The organism is Okeania sp. SIO2F4 (assembly GCF_010672385.1).
Taxonomy (GTDB): Bacteria; Cyanobacteriota; Cyanobacteriia; order Cyanobacteriales; family Microcoleaceae; genus Trichodesmium.
In genome coordinates this window covers 1-18,975 of record NZ_JAAHGT010000070.1, presented here as the reverse complement: position 1 = coordinate 18,975, position 18,975 = coordinate 1, and the positions used below count along the sequence as shown (strand labels likewise).

Sequence of the window (18,975 nt, the reverse complement as noted above, 5' to 3'; positions counted from 1 at the left end):
GTGTGCCTCTTCCGAATCTAGTTGATAAATTGTTAGAGTTTTGCTCCCCAGAAACAGAGTCAATACCAACAAAATTGAAATCTTTATTTATTGGATCTATTGCTACAGGGGTTCTCATTGGTTGATGAAAAACACTAGAAATTTCTGCAATATGTTTGAGAATTTCTTTTCCTTTTTCACCTTTGACAATCTGGGGCTGGTATTTGCTAACTACTACTGGCAAAAACTCTATCTTCATTTTGCCTTTTTTTAAGGAGACTTTCAAGACTGCTGTCTCATAATCACTCTCTTTGTTAGAAGTATCTCCAAAAATAAAATTACCCAAAGAATAGATAATAGGTCGCCCTTGATAAATTTCTGCCCCCTGCAATACTTTTGGATGATGTCCCACTACTAAATCAGCACCTTGATCAATTGTCATTCTAGCTGTATCCATCTGCCAGTCCCCAGGATATTCTGATAATTCAACTCCCCAGTGATAATTAACAATTATCCAGTCTACCTGATTTCTCAAAATTTGAATATCTGAAGATATTCTATCCTTGTTGCTAGTATTAACGTTTACTGATCGAGTGGTTGATGGGATATCTGTATCATAATAATTTAGGTATGCAATTTTTTGGCCTTTAATTTCCATAACTTTGGGCCTTCTAGCTTCTTCTTTTGTTCTGCCAGCCCCTAAAGAATGAATACCTGTATCCTCTAGAGTTTCTATCGTTTCTACTAGGCTTTTTTCTGGATAACCGATAGTATGGTCATTAGCTAAATTTACCAGATCGACTCCTCCTGAAGTTAATACCTTAACATAGTTGGGATCTACTGTTAATTTTTTTTGCTGAGTTGTATTCTTGAGAGTCGAACGACTTAAAGGATTTTCTAAATTAACTATTGCCAAATCTGCTTTTCTATACTCATCCATTTTGGCAAAAGGATATTTATAATTTCCCTGAATTGAATTAGAAACTGGATTAGATAAATTAACATCTCCGGCAAACATCAAAGTGACAGTAGGATCATTTGGGTTAGCTATCTTTTTATGATTAATTACTTGTACTTTTTCAGTAGCAGTTTCTACCCACTTATCTGAAATTGAATTTTTTACTATAACTGCATAATAACTTACCCAACAACCTAAAATAAAAGCTGCTAGTGCTGAACCTATTAACATTAAAGAGCGAAATGTTTGAAATTTCAGGTTATCAGTTTTGTTTGCAAAATTAGATTGGTTATTTAAGTTTCTTTTTGCAGGAGAATTAATTCTTACAGAGTGTTTCCAGAGTATGTTGGATGAACCACTCAAACGCCCCACAATATTTACTCTTTCTAGTACGGGAGAGTTAAGTTGACCAAGTTGATGACAGATAAACTTAATTAATCTATCTACGGGAGGTTCACGATGAAACTCTACTAAAACTTGTAGATATCCAGTAGTTTCTTTGGCTATACGAGCCGAAATTCCTTGGGGTTTTAGTTGTTTATTAATCCAGTAACTAATAGCCTGAAAGTCACCAGAACGTGCTAATTCAAAAAGAGATGTTCTAGGCAAAGTTGGTGTGTAATTCATATTTTTTATATTCTAAAATATCTCAAACACTAGATTAATGAATTGGATTAATCCACAATTATATAGCATTTATATTTAATTTATTAGCTTGATTTAATCCTGATTTCACAGACAATAAAATGTCAAAAAAGGTTTTTTTGATCGAATCGGATGATTGGAAATTATTTGGGATGATCGTCATGTAATACCAGTTTCAAAAAATATTACTACAAAGTATTGGGGTTAAAGTATTGGGGTTTTAGGAGTCATAAAATATGAATTGATATTATTTATTTTGTATTAGACTATAACAGACTCATAACTGACTAAATAAAGTTTACTAAGTTTAACAAGGTTATTCTGATATAGACCCTGGGAGAACGTCTATAAGTCAGGATTCAGAAGTGATTTTGGGAATTTAGACCTGATTCCTAAGTGAAAGCTTTATAGGGTTTAATTGCCCAACTTAACCTGCGGTGTCTACAATTGGCTGGGGTTTAATTCCCAACAAACATTGATTGTGTCTTCAGAATGGCTGTCTCCTAACTCCTTCTGCCAGAAATTATTTTGATCTCAATGGCATAATTAAATACGTCACGTCATAGTAAGCCGCAAATATATTAACATTTTTGTACCTATGTGAGTGTAACTATTTATGCCTGAATTTCCTATCTATAATAATTGCCTTTGCTATAGTTATCTATTAGTGTTTTTCAGGATAGAAAAATAACAGATATTTAACATTAACTAACTTAGATAATCAAAATTATTTTTAGTATAGAAGTAAAAAAATCATGTTTCTGTTAAATTTGCAAATCCAAAATATATTAACTAGATTGTTATGATTAACAAAAAATGTGAATATATTTATAGCCTAAGGTGAGAAATTATGGTGTTGATGATTTGAGTATGAAAACACATGAAATATTAAGTTTTTTGGTAGTCCCTGAATGCAAGTTTAACCAAATATGAATAAATAAGCACTTAGTGATTCGATGGACAAGGATGACCATCAACATAAATCTAAATAAAGGAAGTCACTATTAATTCCTCTATACATAATATAGAGTCTAGAAAAAATAATTATACAGAGTTAGTTCAATCAATCCGCAGAAAGCTTTGACAAAACCAAAGAACTCACATAATTAATGTAGTGTTATTATAATTAACTAAAGTTATATAGTAAAGTTAAGTAAGGAATGAGGATTTTATAATCTACACGAGTTAAATTGCCTAAACCCCAGATTATCTAAGTTCTTTCCCCAAAAAAAAATCTGGACTTTATTTCATTCTGATTCCTAAAATCCCATGGGAGGTGGTCTAAGGTAACATTATTTTCAAGTAATAAGTTATAAGTTAGCCGAAAATCTCGAATCTGCGCTATAGTATATTATAAGTGCTACTAATTTAGCCTCACAATGGGATAAAGATTACTGGAACAATCCTTTGAGATTGCAAGTTGAACAGTTAACAGAACCTTGGCAAAAATATTACTCTAAAAATATTTTATGTGAGATGGTGATGAATGCAAATCAATACCGAGCTTGTGATATAATCGATATATTGCTAGTAATTCTAGGGTTGATACACTAAAGATGATCGTCAACATCAATGACAGTAGAGAAAAAAAATTTATTTGTCAAGCTTCCCGGTAAGTAGTTTTTCATAAATACATTTGCATTTGACCAAGTTATTGATTGGGAGTATAAAAAGCCAATGCTACAACGCAAGATATATCAACTTTGTTGTGATGGTCGTGAGGTCTGTATCTTCTTGCGAGATCAGCAGCGTTGGATAGAACAAGCCAAAATATTGGATATAGAGGGAGATTTAGTAACGATACGCTACGAAACAGATGAAGAAGATGAAATCTGTTCTTGGGAAGAAATAGTCCGTTTAGAAAGTATAGGGGCTATTACCCAAAAGTTAGCGTCCGTGCCCAGGGGAAATATTGATCCTCTAGTATCTGAAGATTGTCCAGAAGCTGAACAGATTCGCAACCACTATCCAGAATCAAATCAACAAGAATAATTACAGATTAAGATAGATGATTAATAACTAGGGCGTGTAATAAATTTAAAAAATTGACAAAATGAGTATTGTGTGCTGGAGGGAGATGGCGATCGCTATGCGAATAAAATGAGTGAAGCTGCCTTTAGGAATTCCTCCCAGGAAGTTAACCGAACTTTTATCGTATCTAGTAGCGATATAGCTGCCGCTAGGCTCCACCAACGCTCGATACTGTTTGAGTTTGGCAAATAAATTTTCTATCAGATGCCGTGCTTTGTACAATATCTCATCGTAGTTGCGGAGTTCTTTTCGGTTTTTTTTCGGGGGAATCACTACCTCTATTCCTCTCTTAGTTAAAGGCTCAATCACTCGCTCCTGATCATCATAAGCTTTTTCCCCTAATACTGATGTTGATTAATTAATCATTTTTATTGGTGTCTCCATTAGAAGTAAAAGGAAAATGAACTGACTCAAACATGGGACAGTATCCATCAGATGTTACCCTAAAGCCATATAGAGCTGAAACAGGATTGGAACAACGTTGTCCTCGGTAATGTAAACAATTACCACAACAATCTAACTCCGGAGAGATAAAGCGATCGGTGGCTTGACTAAGAAGTTCTCGTTGGGATATTCCTCTAACAACCAGCTCTTCTCCTTGCCAACGAACCTCTACAAGACCAGTATCAGCAAAAATTGGCCAACGATTATCATTTGTAATACTTTGAGGTAAAGAAATTATTACCTCTGTTTCTAATTCATTTAATTCCCCTTCGTAATTAGTTTCTGGTAATGTAGGTACTATAAACTTCTCACCTATTGGTAACTCTACTAATGTACCATTGCCTGGAGAGTGTATTTGATAACGGTTGCGTAACTCTTCAAGGTTAGTAAGGTCAGCTAAATAATTAGGAGAGCCATGAACACAAATTATATGTTGAGGACGTAAGTTGTGAATTAACTGTGTTGTACCAAGTCCATCGCAATGATCGGTTAGTAGATATGTTTCGGTATGATTAAAATTCAACTCCTGTGATATTTTTCCTGGTCTTTCAGGTAGTAAGATAATGAAAGAATTATCTTGATGAATAATGTATTGGTTCAAATCAGTATCCTTATCTGCAATCAGAATATAAGGCTTTTCTGTGGAAGGAAATTTTTCTGGCGATCGCCTCAGAACACGGGGTTTTACTTTTTCGTCCCAAAATAGAGGTTGATGTTGAGCAAAATTTTGTACAGTTGTGGGAAATTGGGACAATAGTTCTAAATAAAGGTCACAACCTCTGGCTACCTTTTCCTCTACCCAAATATCCAGGTCGCGGCCTGTGAAATAGTGATGACTGCGTAGAAGCATCAACAATTCTTGTCCTAATCCTAAAGGGGGAGCAGGTAAGATAACTGAAGTTCCAGAAGTAATAGCTTTATATATCTTTTCTGCTAGGTTATTTTCTAATTGTCGCCGATGTGGATAACGGGCTGTACCATAACTACCTTCAACTATTAATACATCTGGCTTGAGTCCTCGTAAATCTGTTAAAGGTAGACCTTCAACCAAACGACTGTTGGATAAAAAGAAATCCCCTGTATATAAAAGTTTATATGTTCGATTGTCTCCAGTATAGGTGAGGAGAAAAGCTGTTGCTCCTGGTAAATGACCAGCCGGAAAAAGCTCTACAGTTAGACCACTACGAAGTTCTACTGGTGAGTGCCAAGGTAAAGGTTGACAAAAATCAGGGACTTCAGAAATAGCAAGTTCTGGCCAATTTAGAGGTAGAAGTTTAGTTGTTGCCTCACTAGCATATATTGGCAACTGTGGAAAAGCTTGATGGAGTGCTAATAGTCCTTGAGCATGATCTGAATGTGCGTGAGTACATAGGACAATATCTGCAGGAAGTTGTTGGTTTTTTTCATTGGTTAATAATGAAATATCGGTAATACCACAATCTAATAAAATCTGGTGTACTCCAATACGAACTAGCAGACATATTCCATCATCTGCGTGACCTACACTATAAGCTAAACATTGTAAATCTATCACAAGGTTAAACTGCTTGCGTTCAGGAAAATTTTGACTATTAATGAATTTGAAAGTTTGCTCATCTTAAGCTTAATAATTATTCAGAGAAGACCGCATAAATACAAGCTGAAATTAACTAAATTTTTAACTAAATTGATTCTTAATGCCTTGAATAGCAAATTCAGTAATACATATTTTTAGGTGGAAAATAAATACACAAAATTTATTTTGAAAATATTAAAGAATTTCAGTTATCTGTTATTTGCTTGTTTATTTAAGTGAAAATCAAGAAAATTAAGATATATTAGGATATTATTTTGAATAATCTTATAAGCTAGCTAATCATAACAAATTTTACTGGATAATTCTAAAAATTTTCTATTTCTATTATTATACTAATTTAAGAAATATTTGCTACAAATAGTTAGGCTTTTGCTAGGACTTAGTAGGGGCAGAGAAATGAGTAATGCTTGATTTTCAGTCAAAGAGACATCTCATGTAAAGTCTTTCAATCACTCAAATTATTTATAACATTCTTTTTTGAAATTAGTATTACCTGTTTTTTTTACGAATAATTAATTAATTATTAATAATTAATTAATTATGGTTTAAAGCCTCCCCTTTTAAGGGGAAAAAAAGTGCTCTTGAATTTCCCAATATTCAATCCTCTCGGTTAAAACCCGAGGTAATTATCAATTATCCATTATCAATTATCAATTAATGAAAAGTATTTTGTAAGGATTCAGATATTAGCATTCAGCTTTCAGCTTTTAAATGTAATAACTTGACTTCGGTTAGGGTTCATGTGACCAATTTATTCATAAGTTTTAATTTTCCTTGAAGACTAATTCCTCCTGAGTGTGTGATAATCGGTTAATAACTCATAGCTAATAGCTGATAGCTGATAGCTGACGGCTGAATGCTTACAGTCTTTTAAACATTAAATTGTGAAAAATTGGTGATTTAAAACATATATATTTGCCTAGTTTTTACTGAAAATTGCTAAATATTTAACTGCAAGAATAATTTTTTAGCTTAATTGCTAGCTTACAATCTTTGATGAGAAAAGATCCAGTGTATATTTCTATACGCTTACAAAACTTTATAATTCTTTATAATTAAGAGCCTGGTAGCAGTGTATATTCCAAAAAAGTATAAAACTTAAAAAAATAGGCTCATAAGTTTATACAATCCAAGTCCTGCTTCAGGAATAGATTTTAGCAATGAGTCCAAGTTTTTCAGTTTTGTAACTAAAAAATACATTTTTTTCAGCAAACCTTATTTTCACCTAGGAGATAGTTCAAATGGTTTTTGGACCTGCATCTCAGTTAGGGGTTGGCCTTTTTGAAGATACAGAACCTGTGGAACTGTTGCCCGGACGCTCATCAGAAGAAGTAGAAACTGTGATTCGAGCTGTCTATAGGCAAGTTCTGGGCAATGCTTACGTCATGGAAAGTGAAAGACTCAGTGTACCAGAGTCCAAACTCAAAGAAGGCGAAATTACTGTCCGTGAATTTGTACGTCAAGTTGGACGCTCTGACTTGTATCGTTCTCGGTTCTTTGAAAGTTGCCCCCGCTATCGTGCAGTTGAATTAAATTTTAAGCACTTTTTAGGTCGCGCTCCCGATGGCTACGATGAAATGAAGCTTCACAGTAAGATCCTGGATGAAGGAAGTTTTGAAGCTGATATTGATTCGTACATTGATAGTGACGAATATAGTAGTGCTTATGGGGAAAATATTGTTCCTTATTATCGAGGATACAAGACCCAAACTGGCAAAAAAATGGTTGGTTTTACTCATATGTTCCAACTATTGCGTGGAGCTTCCAGTAGCGACTTCAAAGGAAGTTTAGCTGGAAAAAGCCCTGCTTTGAATAAATATGTGATTCAAGAAACACCTTTAGCAGTAGTTCCTCCTTCTGGTGCTTCCGATGGTTGGTCATTCCAAGATACACCTTTGGGTAGTAGAAGTAGACATGGAGTAGGAGCTAGTTCTAGTGGTAAAGTTTACCGCGTTGAAGTAACAAGCTATCGCTCAAAGGTAGTAAATCGTGTTTCCAAATTCCGCCGTAGCAATCAAGTATTTTTGGTGCCTTTCGATCAACTTTCTAAAGAGTACCAAAGGATTCATCAACAAGGTGGTGTAATTTCTAGTATTACTCCTATCAGCTAGGAGTTAAAATCAGACAATTATTTACTCATTTTTCCTGAATTTGTTAGTTGCTAAATTTATAAATAACTCAAAGTTTAATTAAATAATGAAGTTGTTGTAATTTAGTAATATTTAGGATAAAAAAGGGTAAAATTTTTTAAAAAATTTGCAGTAGTTCATGGTTGATAGTTATTCTGTTTATGTATGATGAACGATTAGCTATGAGCTATGAACACTGCAAGGATAGTATAGAAAAAAATCAATATCTTTGAAATAAAGGAGTTAAAAATGTCACTTTGGGTAGACAAAATAGACAAAATAGAATTACGTCCTAATGCGAGTGAAGATGAATTACAAACTGTAATTAGAGCTGTTTACAAGCAAGTATTGGGAAATATCCATGTAATGGAAAGCCAGCGTCTAACTAGCGCCGAATCATTACTCAGAAATGGAGAAATTTCTGTTCGTCAATTTGTTGGTATGGTTGCTAAATCCGACCTATATTTCTCCTTGTTTTTTGAATCATCTTCTCCTTATGGATTCATAGAACTAAACTTTAAGCATATATTAGGTCGTGCTCCCCAAGACCAGGCAGAAATTTCTGAACACATTCGTATATATAACGAACAAGGATACGAAGCAGAAATTGATTCTTACACAAACAGTGAGGAGTATATTCAAAACTTTGGAGAAAATATTGTTCCATACCCACAAGGTACTAGCACTGTAGTTGGTATGAAAAATGTAACGTTTAATCGGACATTTGCTCTGGAACGAGGATATGCTACAAGTGACAGAAATAAGCCTTCCCGATTGACTTTAGATTTAGCTGCTAATATGGGTACGAAAATTACAGAACCTGCTACTGTAAGTGGACCTTATAGCAACATAATTAAACGTTTTGAAATATCAGTTACTAAAACTGGTATTGGTCCTGTTGTTAAGCGAAGTGCAACTACATATACAGTATCTTATGAGCAGCTAACTTCAAAAATTAACAGCATTCAAAAAACAGGTGGGAAGATCCTGAAAATTACTGAGGTTGTTTAAATAAACAGTAAGGAACCTTTCATTAATTGATAATGGATAATGAATAATGGATAATTACAAGAAGGTTAAAACCGTAACGAAATTGAATATAGGGAAATCTTATTTCTTTTTCTCCTTAACTGGATTCGCTTTAAACCTTTGGGGATTAATTATCAATTATCTATTAGTAAGTCCTGTTGAAAAAAAACCGGTTTCTCCTGAAAAGATGGCGGGATATAGTTTTACCCCCAAGAAACCGGGTTTCTATTTCGAGTAAGTTTAAAATCGGATTTGAGATAAATCTAAAATATAGTAGATTTCTCAATAAATATCATTTTAAAAATAGCAATAATGGATGTCGTAGAATTTGTCGAACGTTCTATCGGACGTTGGCGATCGCAACGTAGTGGCCATAATTTAGCATTTAGTCATTTTGAAGAAGTTCGCTCGACAATAGATATTGTTTCTTTACCAACAAATGCTCCAGAAGTAATAGAATTATGTAAGTCTAGTGGAGTAGATATTGCTCAAGCTATTTCTCCTTTTCAGATGAGTTGGCAAGGAGAATCAGATTGGGATGAAAATGAAATTCTAGAAGGTAGTTGTGTCTTAGTACCAATACCCGATCAAGATAATCTCAAAAAAGGAAAATTATTACGTTCCCAAGGGTATGCAGAAACTATTCCTGCTGCGGGGGAATATTACATTACTGAAGATGGCACTTTTATTCTACATACAGAATATGACCGTGCTGCTGCAGAAGAAAAAATTTGGTTTGGTACTCCCAATCTCAGGTTTAGAGTATCGTTGATAAAAACGAGTGATGGTAATGGTGTATTAACTGCCTCTTTTTCATCAGAAATTCGTTCTTTGTCAACTGAGGAAAAAGAATTGGTAGAATCATCAAAATAAGTAAGTTGGTAGGTTAGAATAAACCTAATACGGTTTCACGGAACTCAAAAGTCAAAAGTCAAAAGTCATGCATTAATATTTTATAGGCTCAAAACTTTGACGCTATCAGTAATTTTAGGAAATTATTTCACATCTTTAGTTTAAAACTATTTCCCACATCTTTAAAGTGAATTTGTGTAACGATGTAAAACGATTTTTATTGACCTTAAACCTTTGAAATGAGTTTATTACACTCCTTTTCAGTTGCTGCGGACATATTTACATATAATTATGCCTGGCTAATTATATAAATAAATAAATTATTTTTCTGAAAAAACTCGATAATAAAAAGCAAAAACCATTGAACAAGAAATAGGGAAGACTATGAATATTTCCCAGACAAAAGATAAGACAAATTTGAATGATTTAATTACTCTAGCTAGTTGGATGGCAGGAGACTTTAGTAACCAAAAACAAGCCTTTGAAAATCCGACTCTTTATGCTCATATTCATGTTTTTTTCCGACCTTTGGCAGATAATTTTTTTCCTGGTATAGGTTTTTATTCTGAGCAAGTTTATGACTATGACCTCTGGAGTCCATATCGTCAAGGGGTACATCAACTTATAGATAAAGGCGATTATATTTATATAGAAAACTACAAACTTAAAGACCCTATTCTCTATGCTGGTGCAGCAAGAGAATTAGATATTTTACGCACTATTACTCCAGAAAATATAGAACGTCGTTACAACTGTTCAATGGTTTTTAAGCGAGACGGAGACAGATTTTTAGGGACTGTTGAACCTGGAAATAAATGTTTAATTCATAAAAGAGGATGTCAGACTTATCTAGTTAGTGAAGTAGAGCTAACTAAAAATACATGGGTTAGCTTAGATAAGGGTATGGATATTAATACACATGAACAGATATGGGGGTCAGAAGCAGGACATTTGAAGTTTGAAAAACAAACAAGTTTTGCTAATGAATTACCAAATACAAATTAAGTAGTTAGACAAAATTATTTGTATATTTACTATTGAGTGATGTTTTGATTGTTTACCGAATAATTAATAATTATTAATTAAATACCTTGGTTAAAAGCCGACCCTCATAGGGGAAAAAAATGCTAGTGCAGGATGGCGGAAATAACTCACCAGTTACAAAATCCTAAAAGCTTTTAACCAATACTTTTAACTTTTAACTTCCCTGTAGCGGTACTAGAATATTTCTTTATATTCAATTCTGTTACGGTTTTCCTTGAGGTAATTATTCATTATCAATTAATGAATAGCTCTTTGGGTAATCTTTAAACAACTCACAATGTTATAGTTAATTTTGTCTAGGTACTTCAAAAATTAAAGGTAGCAGCCATAAAATAGTCTTGAGGGAGGGCTAAAAGAAAATGTTGCCACCAATAGCAGAAAAGAAATTGCAGGGTTGGATTAGAAGTCGCCATATAATTTGCTCGGGAAATTTTTTTTTATTTGAAACTGTAGAGTATTCTACTATTGATAGATTTACAGAATGCGTTCAAACATTGGGCGGGAGTTTGATATCTGTTAAACCTATTAATAAAATTTGGATTGGTAATCATAGAAAAGTAGTTCTTTATCAAGCCAAAGCAAGTCTCCATACACCTCACCATGATTTAAAACAATACTGGGTCAAATACGGTGGTTTTTATACTAGGTTTGATGAACGAGGTTGATCGAGTTTTAGGTAGTATATTTTATACCAAATCTCGTTACCAAAAACCCTTTTTAAATATCGACACTGCAATAACAAACAAAAACTTTTTTTATAAAAAAAATCCAAACTGTGAAAAAGTGAGGGAATATGTAGCAAAAATTTTAGTATTTTATATATCTATTGCTTTGACCCAAAACTCTAGGACTTTTACTATAAACTTCCTGGAGTTTTTTATGATACCAATTCACTTTAAAGATGTCAGAAATAGTTTCAAAGTTGAAATATGAAATAATTTCTTGAAATTAATATTTAGTCAAAGTTTTGAGACTATCAAATCTTACTTTTAACTTTTAACTTTTGACTTTTTGCCTCCGTAAAACGGTATTAGTTTCTGCCTTTGATTTGGGTATGGAATAAGAACAATTACTTAGTAGTAGGTGAATTAGGACAAAATAAGTATCCTACGCAGTATATCGGAATACTTATAATTAATTAAGGAATACCATTAAGGGGTATACTAGAAAAAGTATGGTGGCCAAGGAGAATGCCAATGTCAAAAAAACGTGGTAGTGCCACCTCTTATACAGAAAGCAAGGTTAAAGTAGGCGTGTCTCTTACTCCCACTAGCGCTGAGAAGCTAAAGGAGATAGCAAAAGAACTTGGTTTATCAAGGTCTGAGCTAGTTGAGCGCATCGCCAGAGGAGACCTTGCGGTTTTGAGAGAGGCGGCACAAATAACAGCAAGTTTGAATAATCAGTCGGATACTGTCAATAATGGTCTGAGCAAAAATGAATTACCCGACAGTGAAGTAGATGTTGTAACAGTTCCCGAACCGTTAAGTGGGTCTGTAGAAGCAGAAGCTCAATTATCGGAAAGTTATCAGACTTTACAGCAAGAGTTGGAATCTCAGATGGCACAGGTAAAGCATTTGGAAAACCAAATGGCTGCCATGGTGTCAAGAGAAAGTTATGAAACTTTACAAAAACAATTAGAGGAAGATAAAAAAGTAATTGCAAATTCCCAGGAAAAACTAGCTCAACTACAGCAACTAGAAGCACAAGTAACTTCGATGGTTTCCCAGGAAGTACACGAAACTCTACAGCAAGAGTCTCAAGAGCAAAAAGTACAATTAGAACTGTTAGAAGAGCAAGTAGCTTCGATGGTGTCCAAAGAAATTCACGATTCTTTGCAAAACCAATCACAAAAGCAACAAACTCAACTCAAGGAACTAGAAGCACAAGTAGCTTCGATGGTTTCCCAGGAAGTACACGAAACTCTGCAGCAAGAGTCTCAAGAGCAAAAAGTACAATTAGAACTGTTAGAAGAGCAAGTAGCTTCTATGGTGTCCAAAGAAATTCACGATTCTTTGCAGCACCAGTCACAAGAGCAACAAACTCAACTCAAGGAACTAGAAGCACAAGTAGCTTCGATGGTTTCCCAGGAAGTACACGAAACTCTACAGCAAGAGTCTCAAGAGCAAAAAGTACAATTAGAACTGTTAGAAGAGCAAGTAGCTTCGATGGTGTCCAAAGAAATTCACGATTCTTTGCAGCACCAGTCACAACAGCAACAAACTCAACTACAGCAGCTAGAAGTACAATTAGCTTCCATGGTGTTGCGGGAAAGTTATGATGCTTTGCAACATCAGTCAGAAGAACAACAACATAAGTTGCGACACCTAGAAGAGCAAGTAGCTTCGATGGTGTCAAGAGAAAGTTATGAAACTTTACAAAAACACTCAGAAGAGCAAAAAGCTGAGTTGGAAAGTTTCCAATCACAAGCAGATTTAATGGTGTCCAAAGAAAATTATGAAGCTTTGCAGCATCAGTTACAAGAGCAACTCAATAAGTTGCAAAATCTGGAATCCATAGTTGCTTCAATGATACCACAGGAAACTTATGACGCCTTAGAAAAAGAGTCAGAATTTCAGAAACAAATAATTGCAGATTACCAAAATAAACTGACTCAATTAGAACAAAAATATCATAACCAATCTGAGACAATAGAGGCTTCACAAAAACAAATTTCTGAGTTACAAACTCCAGCAATGATTGCAGAACATCATATTCTTAACAAGTGGCAATATCGGACTTTTTCTAGATAAAGTTAAAGTTCAAGGAAATTGATGATTTTTAGTAAATGGAGCAATGTTGAATTTTCAGTTTTGAAAATTTAGAATAAAGCAGGGAGCAGAATTTAATTATTGTTCCGAAAGCGACGAAATCTCTCCGCTAATTGATGAATTTCAAGAGCAATTTTTTTATCATCCATAAGATGTTAATAGCGGAGAGAAACTGAGTCGCACTTTTGAATTGTTACCTAGGTTCAATAATTTTGGTTACATCATGTCTAATTAAATAGTTGTTATATAGTAGTTTTCATTAACATGGAATACAGATATTTTGGCTTAAAGGAACTTATGCTGAGGGTAGAAGGCAGAAGTTTTGTAGTCAACATGAGTGAAAACCGATAGATATAAATAAAAGCCAACAGGGAACAGGGAAAAGTTTGTATAAATGAGGATAGGGAGACTGGGGTGTTTTTATTGGGAATTAAAATAATATAGCAATTCCCATACTTTTAAGGTACAAAATTGGTTGATGTTAGGGAATAGGGAGCAGTAATTTGGAAAGCAGGGAATAGAAAACAAGAAAAAAACTGTACCTCACGCTTCTTGAAAAACCCTATCTTAAGAATAAAATGTTATTAATTGAATAAGGTTAACTAACTGCTAATTAATAATAGATGATAATGGGAATATTTAGGAGTTTAAAAAATGAATAAATAACTCTTATTAAAAAGAATGTTATTATTTATACTGGGTGCATAGAGGATTTGAAATTTAATTAATTGATGAAAAATATTCTCCTGGAAAAGGAAGAGTTGAGGATTAAAAGTTAACATTATTTCAAATTGTATGAATTAGTCATAATAAAAATGTACTTTTCTCTCTAGAGAGAATCTACAAAATTTCCCTTTGTTTCCTGTTTCCAATAAAGCTTTTCCCTAAAAAGTTTAGATGTGGGTATCTTAAAGAAACATGATATTACTAAGCTGAAAACTACTTTCAATAATTAATAATTACAGCGTATGCGGTGGTTTATGAAATGCAGTAGTAATAGCTTTTGAAATAGTTTTTGAAGTCTGAAATTAAGGTTTTATTCTTGTTTAGCAAATCTACTATGATCGGTGTAGCACACTTACATTGAATAGGCTGTATATCTTATTTTTAAGAAGAGGATTGGCTAAAATAATTTTTTTTCTAAATAATTAAGGAGATGCTTGAAACCTGAATTTTTCGGTAAATTATAATTTATAAGGTAAAGGTATGACTGCCAAAATAATTATAGAAAATCTAATTAAAATTTACGGCAAAAAACATCTTGCAGCTCTCAAGTTGTTTCGGGAGGGGAAAACAAGGGACGATATATTACAGTCTACAGGTAATGTTTTGGGATTGGCTGATGTATCTCTTGAGATTGGTAAAGGGGAATTATTTGTGGTAATGGGGTTATCTGGTTCAGGAAAGTCTACCCTAGTTCGCTGCATTAATCGTCTAATTAATCCTACGAGTGGGCATATTTATATTGATGGCGAGGATGTTGCTCATGTTAATGAGAAACGAATGCGAGAGATACGACTGAATAAAATTTCGATGGTATTTCAGCGCTTTGGATTATTTCCTCACAAAACAGTAGCAGAAAATGTAGGGTATGGACTAAAGGTGCGGGGGGTTGAAGCAAGTCATCGTCGTCAGAAAGCTTTAGAAACATTAGAAGTTGTGGGTTTAGACAAATGGGCAGATTATAAACCTACTTCTTTGAGTGGGGGAATGCAGCAACGGGTAGGTTTAGCTCGTGCTTTAGCTACTGATGCAGATATTTTATTGATGGATGAAGCTTTTAGTGCTCTTGACCCACTGACCAGGGGAGAGATGCAGGATGAATTATTGCGACTCCAGAAAGAATTGCATAAGACTATAGTGTTTATTAGTCATGATATGCAAGAAGGTTTGAAATTGGGCGATCGTATTGCGGTGATGAAAGATGGGGCAATTGTCCAATTGGGGACTCCTGAAGAATTGGTTACTAATCCCAAAAATGATTATATTAAGGCTTTTACTGAAGAAGTAAATTTAGCTCAAGTTATTACGGCAGGGTCGATTATTAGTAAAAGAGCTTTTCTGAAAATTGGTCAATATTCTGTTAGCTCTGCTCTGGAGGAAATGTTGAACCATAACCTCGAAGTTTTGTATGTAGTCGATGAGTACAATAAACCTATTGGTTTAGTGAAAAAACAACATTTGGAAGAGAGTCTCAAACAGAAAGATGAAGATACTACGGTGACTATGGAAACTGACTTTCCGATAGTTGATACTTCTGCTCATCTAGAGGATATTTTTTACCTTTACAAACAAGGATTTCCTCTAGCAGTGGTCAATCACAAAAAAGAATTTCAAGGCATGGTAGAAGCAGTTGATGTACTTGCTAGTATGGGGAAAACTAATAAAAATTCTGATTAAACTAATATAAAAATTCGCGCATTGATTGTCTCAAAATTTCATAAGTACAAGATTAACAGATTATATAAATGAAATTTAAAATCTATTGACTAGCATAATCAAAAATGGGTGAGTCGAGTAGTGTCGTGTCAAGCCTTAAATATTACTTTAGAAAAATGGTAAGATGCGGATTTTTCAACGCTTGATATTAAAAATCTATTGCACTATTTTCAGCTTGACACGACAGTAGTGGACTGACACAGCTAAAACTGTGCATTAGTAGAGTAGGGGAGTAGTGGAGAAAGATTTTTGTTGGGTTTCTTCCGTCAACCCAACCTACTACTTATTTATTGCACCATTTAATATGTGTCAGTCTAGTAGGGTGCGTTATAAGGCTAAAATTTAGACTATGAAAACGGGGTGTGCAACTTTCTACTAAAATACAACGGCTTATTGCCATAAGACTGAAAAGGTTATTTTCATAACTACTTAAATTCCGTAAGTTTAGAAAAGTTGCACATGGGGTATGAAAGGGATTTAGGAATCCTTCGTAACGCACCATTGTTAGATGTGTCTATCCACTACCACCGAAAAATTAAGTTTAGTAAGGAGCACCATCAGGAAACAACTACCAATCTTTATAAGTATTTGTTACAAATGCTAGAAGCAAGAAAGAAGGAAAAAGAAAGAAGGGGGAAATTAAAAAAAAGGGAAAAATGATAGAAATAACTATCTAAAATGAATTGGATCGGCTATTTTTAAACATAATGCCTTTAGACTGGGGAGGATGTCAAAAGTTTGGGGTAAGCAAATATAAATTTGGATTAAGCCAAAATAATATGGAAATAGTCAATATTGGCAGATACTGTAGCTCGTTATCGTCAAGGAAAACCAATTCTATTTTTTGCTTGGAAACCCCATTGGTCTGCTTCTATTTTAAGAGAAAGAAAAGAGATAGAATGGTTGAATATTCCTTTTACTTCCTTATTAGGAACTATGGAAAATTTCACGGAACAAGAGACTTCATGGGATGGAAAAAATCTTGGTTTTGCCATTGATAATATCAAGATATTAGCTAATAAGAAATTTTGGGAAGCTAACCCAGTTGCTAAACGTTTATTAGAACAGATTGAGATTCCGATGGAGGATGTTAATCTTCAAGATGAAAAAGTTAAAAATTACGTCACTAATCCGAAGACTATCCTACCTGGCTCCTAACTACAATCAAAATATTACAACTTAAATAGAATTGCTATATGATTAATTACAAGGTTGAAGCAATTGAATAAAAACTATGATGAAACCAATATTAGATACTTATAGTTGCCTAAAAAATATTTTGACCCTGACAATCAAGAGTTTTTCCTAGGAGTTGTTAACCACAAAAAAAGAATTTTAAGGTATGGTAGAAGCAGTTGACGTACTTACAAGTTTGGGGCAACCAAATAAAAATTTGGATACAACCAATCATTAGAGGAGCTAATAAATTTTGTTTATTTTGAATTATTTATCTCACTACTTCATAGCTGAAACTCAAGGAGTATTAAACAATTTATTCAATCCTTTTCAATCTTATACTTTACCCTTAGACGAATGGGTGAATAATTTAGTTAATTTTCTGGTTGACAACTTTCGTCATATATTTCAAGCTATCAGCTTACCAATTAGCGGAACTCTAGAAATAGTAAAATCGACTTTTCTAGCAATTCCGCCTTTAATTTTTCTGATAATCATTGCTCTGCTAGTCTGGCAATTAGCAGGTAAAAAGATAGCTATCTATAGTTTTATAGCTCTAATTATTATCGGTTTTTGTGGAGCTTGGGAAGCAGCAATGGTTTCCCTATCTTTAATACTAACTGCCGTAATATTCTGTATGCTGGTAGGTATCCCTTTAGGTATTATCTGTGCGGTTAGCGATCGCTTCAATAGAGTATTGCGACCTTTTTTAGATGCTATGCAGACTCTACCGACGTTCGTTTATTTAGTACCTGTAGTAATGCTGTTTGGAATTGGAGAAGTTTCTGGTATAATAGCGACTTTTGTTTTTGCAGTTCCACCTCTAATTCGTTTGACTAACCTCGGTATTAGACAAGTATCTCCAGAAGCGGTAGAAGCTGCACTTGCTTTTGGTTCAACTCGCCAACAAGTTTTATTGGAAGTACAAATTCCTTTGGCTTTACCTACTATACTTGCTGGGACAAACCAAGCCATTTTATTAGCTTTATCAATGTCAGTTGTTACCTCAATGATTGGGGTAGAGGGATTAGGACAAATGGTATTGCAAGGTTTAGGACGTTTGAATGTTGGATTAGCTGCGGTAGGGGGGTTAGGTATTGTATTAATTGCTGTAATGCTTGACCGTATTACTCAAGGTGTTAGTCAAGGTAGTATTCAGTCTTGGCAGGAGCGAGGTCCGATAGGATGGTTACGGTCTCTTGGGTTGTCGAAACGCGATAAAGCAACTTTAGGGATAAGTATCATGGTTGCTTTGCTAGTTGGTGTGACAGGTTGGCAATTAATGTCTCAAACAAATATTAAGTCAACTGAAGAGCCATTGCCAGGCAAAGGAATAGTAGTCCGTCCAACTTCTGGTCTTGAAACCTCTGGGATATTTATAACAGAAATTGTGGATATTGGACTGGAAAAATTAGGCTATGAGGTGAAAGGTCAAAAGCAACTGAATGTTCCAGCAATGCACATTGCTGTTAGTAATGGAGATTTAGATTTTGCTGGAACTCATTGGGAAGCTGCCCACCAAGAATTTTTTGACAATAATGGTGGGGAAGAAAAATTAGAACGGTTAGGAACTCTTATTTCTAATTCCACTATGGGGTATCAGATAGATAAAAAAACGGCTGAAGAGTACAATATTACTGATTTATCACAACTTCAAGACCCAAAAATTGCTCAACTTTTTGACTCTGATGGTGATGGTCTGGCAAATTTAATTGGTTGTACTGCTGGTTGGATGTGCGAAAGAGTTATTAATCATCATTTGCAAGTTTACGGACTTGAGGATACTGTTGAGCAAATTCAAGGAGATTATTCTTCTTTATTAGCAGATACTTTAGCTCGTTATAATCAAGGAAAACCAATTCTATTTTTGCCTGGAAACCTCATTGGTTTGCTTCTGTTTTAAGA

At 34.3% G+C, this 18,975-nt stretch carries 13 protein-coding genes; 10 read left to right on the top strand and 3 right to left on the bottom strand.

Annotated features, from left to right (window positions below; genetic code table 11):
• The coding region (locus tag F6K22_RS07165) for a CapA family protein (RefSeq protein WP_293095153.1) at positions 1-1,564 on the bottom strand (1,564 nt) is incomplete at its 3' end.
• 1,695 nt (positions 1,565-3,259) lie between these two features.
• Between F6K22_RS07165 and F6K22_RS07160 the strand changes: the two genes are divergently transcribed.
• Positions 3,260-3,574, top strand: coding sequence for a DUF6679 family protein (locus F6K22_RS07160; protein WP_293095150.1), 315 nt, complete (start codon positions 3,260-3,262; stop codon positions 3,572-3,574).
• A 45-nt stretch (positions 3,575-3,619) separates the two neighbouring features.
• On the opposite strand, the gene F6K22_RS07155 is transcribed toward F6K22_RS07160, so the two are convergent.
• Complete coding sequence (locus tag F6K22_RS07155; RefSeq protein ID WP_293095148.1) at positions 3,620-3,886, bottom strand: hypothetical protein; 267 nt, start codon at positions 3,884-3,886, stop codon at positions 3,620-3,622.
• Between the two features lie 85 nt (positions 3,887-3,971).
• Positions 3,972-5,591: an MBL fold metallo-hydrolase gene (locus F6K22_RS07150; RefSeq protein WP_293095145.1), complete on the bottom strand. Its 1,620-nt coding sequence runs from the start codon at positions 5,589-5,591 to the stop codon at positions 3,972-3,974.
• Positions 5,592-6,874: 1,283 nt separating this feature from the next.
• Between F6K22_RS07150 and F6K22_RS07145 the strand changes: the two genes are divergently transcribed.
• From F6K22_RS07145 to proX, 9 genes are all read left to right on the top strand, one after another.
• Positions 6,875-7,744, top strand: coding sequence for a phycobilisome linker polypeptide (locus F6K22_RS07145; RefSeq protein ID WP_293095142.1), 870 nt, complete (start codon positions 6,875-6,877; stop codon positions 7,742-7,744).
• Between the two features lie 267 nt (positions 7,745-8,011).
• On the top strand, positions 8,012-8,773 hold the full coding sequence (locus F6K22_RS07140) for a phycobilisome rod-core linker polypeptide (RefSeq protein ID WP_293095139.1): 762 nt from the start codon (positions 8,012-8,014) through the stop codon (positions 8,771-8,773).
• Positions 8,774-9,103: 330 nt separating this feature from the next.
• Positions 9,104-9,664, top strand: coding sequence for a phycobiliprotein lyase (locus F6K22_RS07135; protein WP_293095136.1), 561 nt, complete (start codon positions 9,104-9,106; stop codon positions 9,662-9,664).
• A gap of 363 nt (positions 9,665-10,027) precedes the next feature.
• On the top strand, positions 10,028-10,648 hold the full coding sequence (locus F6K22_RS07130) for a chromophore lyase CpcT/CpeT (RefSeq protein ID WP_293095133.1): 621 nt from the start codon (positions 10,028-10,030) through the stop codon (positions 10,646-10,648).
• 398 nt (positions 10,649-11,046) lie between these two features.
• Positions 11,047-11,352 carry a CpeR family transcriptional regulator gene (locus F6K22_RS07125; protein ID WP_293095131.1) on the top strand — a complete coding sequence of 102 codons (306 nt, stop codon included), beginning with the start codon at positions 11,047-11,049 and terminating at the stop codon, positions 11,350-11,352.
• A gap of 531 nt (positions 11,353-11,883) precedes the next feature.
• Positions 11,884-13,437 carry a ribbon-helix-helix protein, CopG family gene (locus F6K22_RS07120; RefSeq protein WP_293095128.1) on the top strand — a complete coding sequence of 518 codons (1,554 nt, stop codon included), beginning with the start codon at positions 11,884-11,886 and terminating at the stop codon, positions 13,435-13,437.
• A gap of 1,224 nt (positions 13,438-14,661) precedes the next feature.
• Positions 14,662-15,855 (top strand): quaternary amine ABC transporter ATP-binding protein, encoded by a 1,194-nt coding sequence (locus F6K22_RS07115; protein WP_293095125.1) that lies wholly within the window; start codon positions 14,662-14,664, stop codon positions 15,853-15,855.
• Positions 15,856-16,689: 834 nt separating this feature from the next.
• Entirely contained in the window at positions 16,690-17,052 is a 363-nt protein-coding gene (locus tag F6K22_RS07110) for a glycine betaine ABC transporter substrate-binding protein (protein WP_293095122.1), read from the top strand.
• A gap of 271 nt (positions 17,053-17,323) precedes the next feature.
• Positions 17,324-18,973 carry a glycine betaine/L-proline ABC transporter substrate-binding protein ProX gene (gene proX / locus F6K22_RS07105; RefSeq protein ID WP_293095119.1) on the top strand — a complete coding sequence of 550 codons (1,650 nt, stop codon included), beginning with the start codon at positions 17,324-17,326 and terminating at the stop codon, positions 18,971-18,973.
• The last annotated feature ends 2 nt before the right edge of the window (positions 18,974-18,975 follow it).

What these genes read in the sequence shown, in the direction of transcription:
- F6K22_RS07160 (WP_293095150.1), top strand. Translation starts at nt 3,260, where the DNA reads ATGCTACAACGCAAGATATATCAACTTTGTTGTGATGGTCGTGAGGTC.
- F6K22_RS07145 (WP_293095142.1), top strand. Translation starts at nt 6,875, where the DNA reads ATGGTTTTTGGACCTGCATCTCAGTTAGGGGTTGGCCTTTTTGAAGAT.
- F6K22_RS07140 (WP_293095139.1), top strand. Translation starts at nt 8,012, where the DNA reads ATGTCACTTTGGGTAGACAAAATAGACAAAATAGAATTACGTCCTAAT.
- F6K22_RS07135 (WP_293095136.1), top strand. Translation starts at nt 9,104, where the DNA reads ATGGATGTCGTAGAATTTGTCGAACGTTCTATCGGACGTTGGCGATCG.
- F6K22_RS07130 (WP_293095133.1), top strand. Translation starts at nt 10,028, where the DNA reads ATGAATATTTCCCAGACAAAAGATAAGACAAATTTGAATGATTTAATT.
- F6K22_RS07125 (WP_293095131.1), top strand. Translation starts at nt 11,047, where the DNA reads ATGTTGCCACCAATAGCAGAAAAGAAATTGCAGGGTTGGATTAGAAGT.
- F6K22_RS07120 (WP_293095128.1), top strand. Translation starts at nt 11,884, where the DNA reads ATGTCAAAAAAACGTGGTAGTGCCACCTCTTATACAGAAAGCAAGGTT.
- F6K22_RS07115 (WP_293095125.1), top strand. Translation starts at nt 14,662, where the DNA reads ATGACTGCCAAAATAATTATAGAAAATCTAATTAAAATTTACGGCAAA.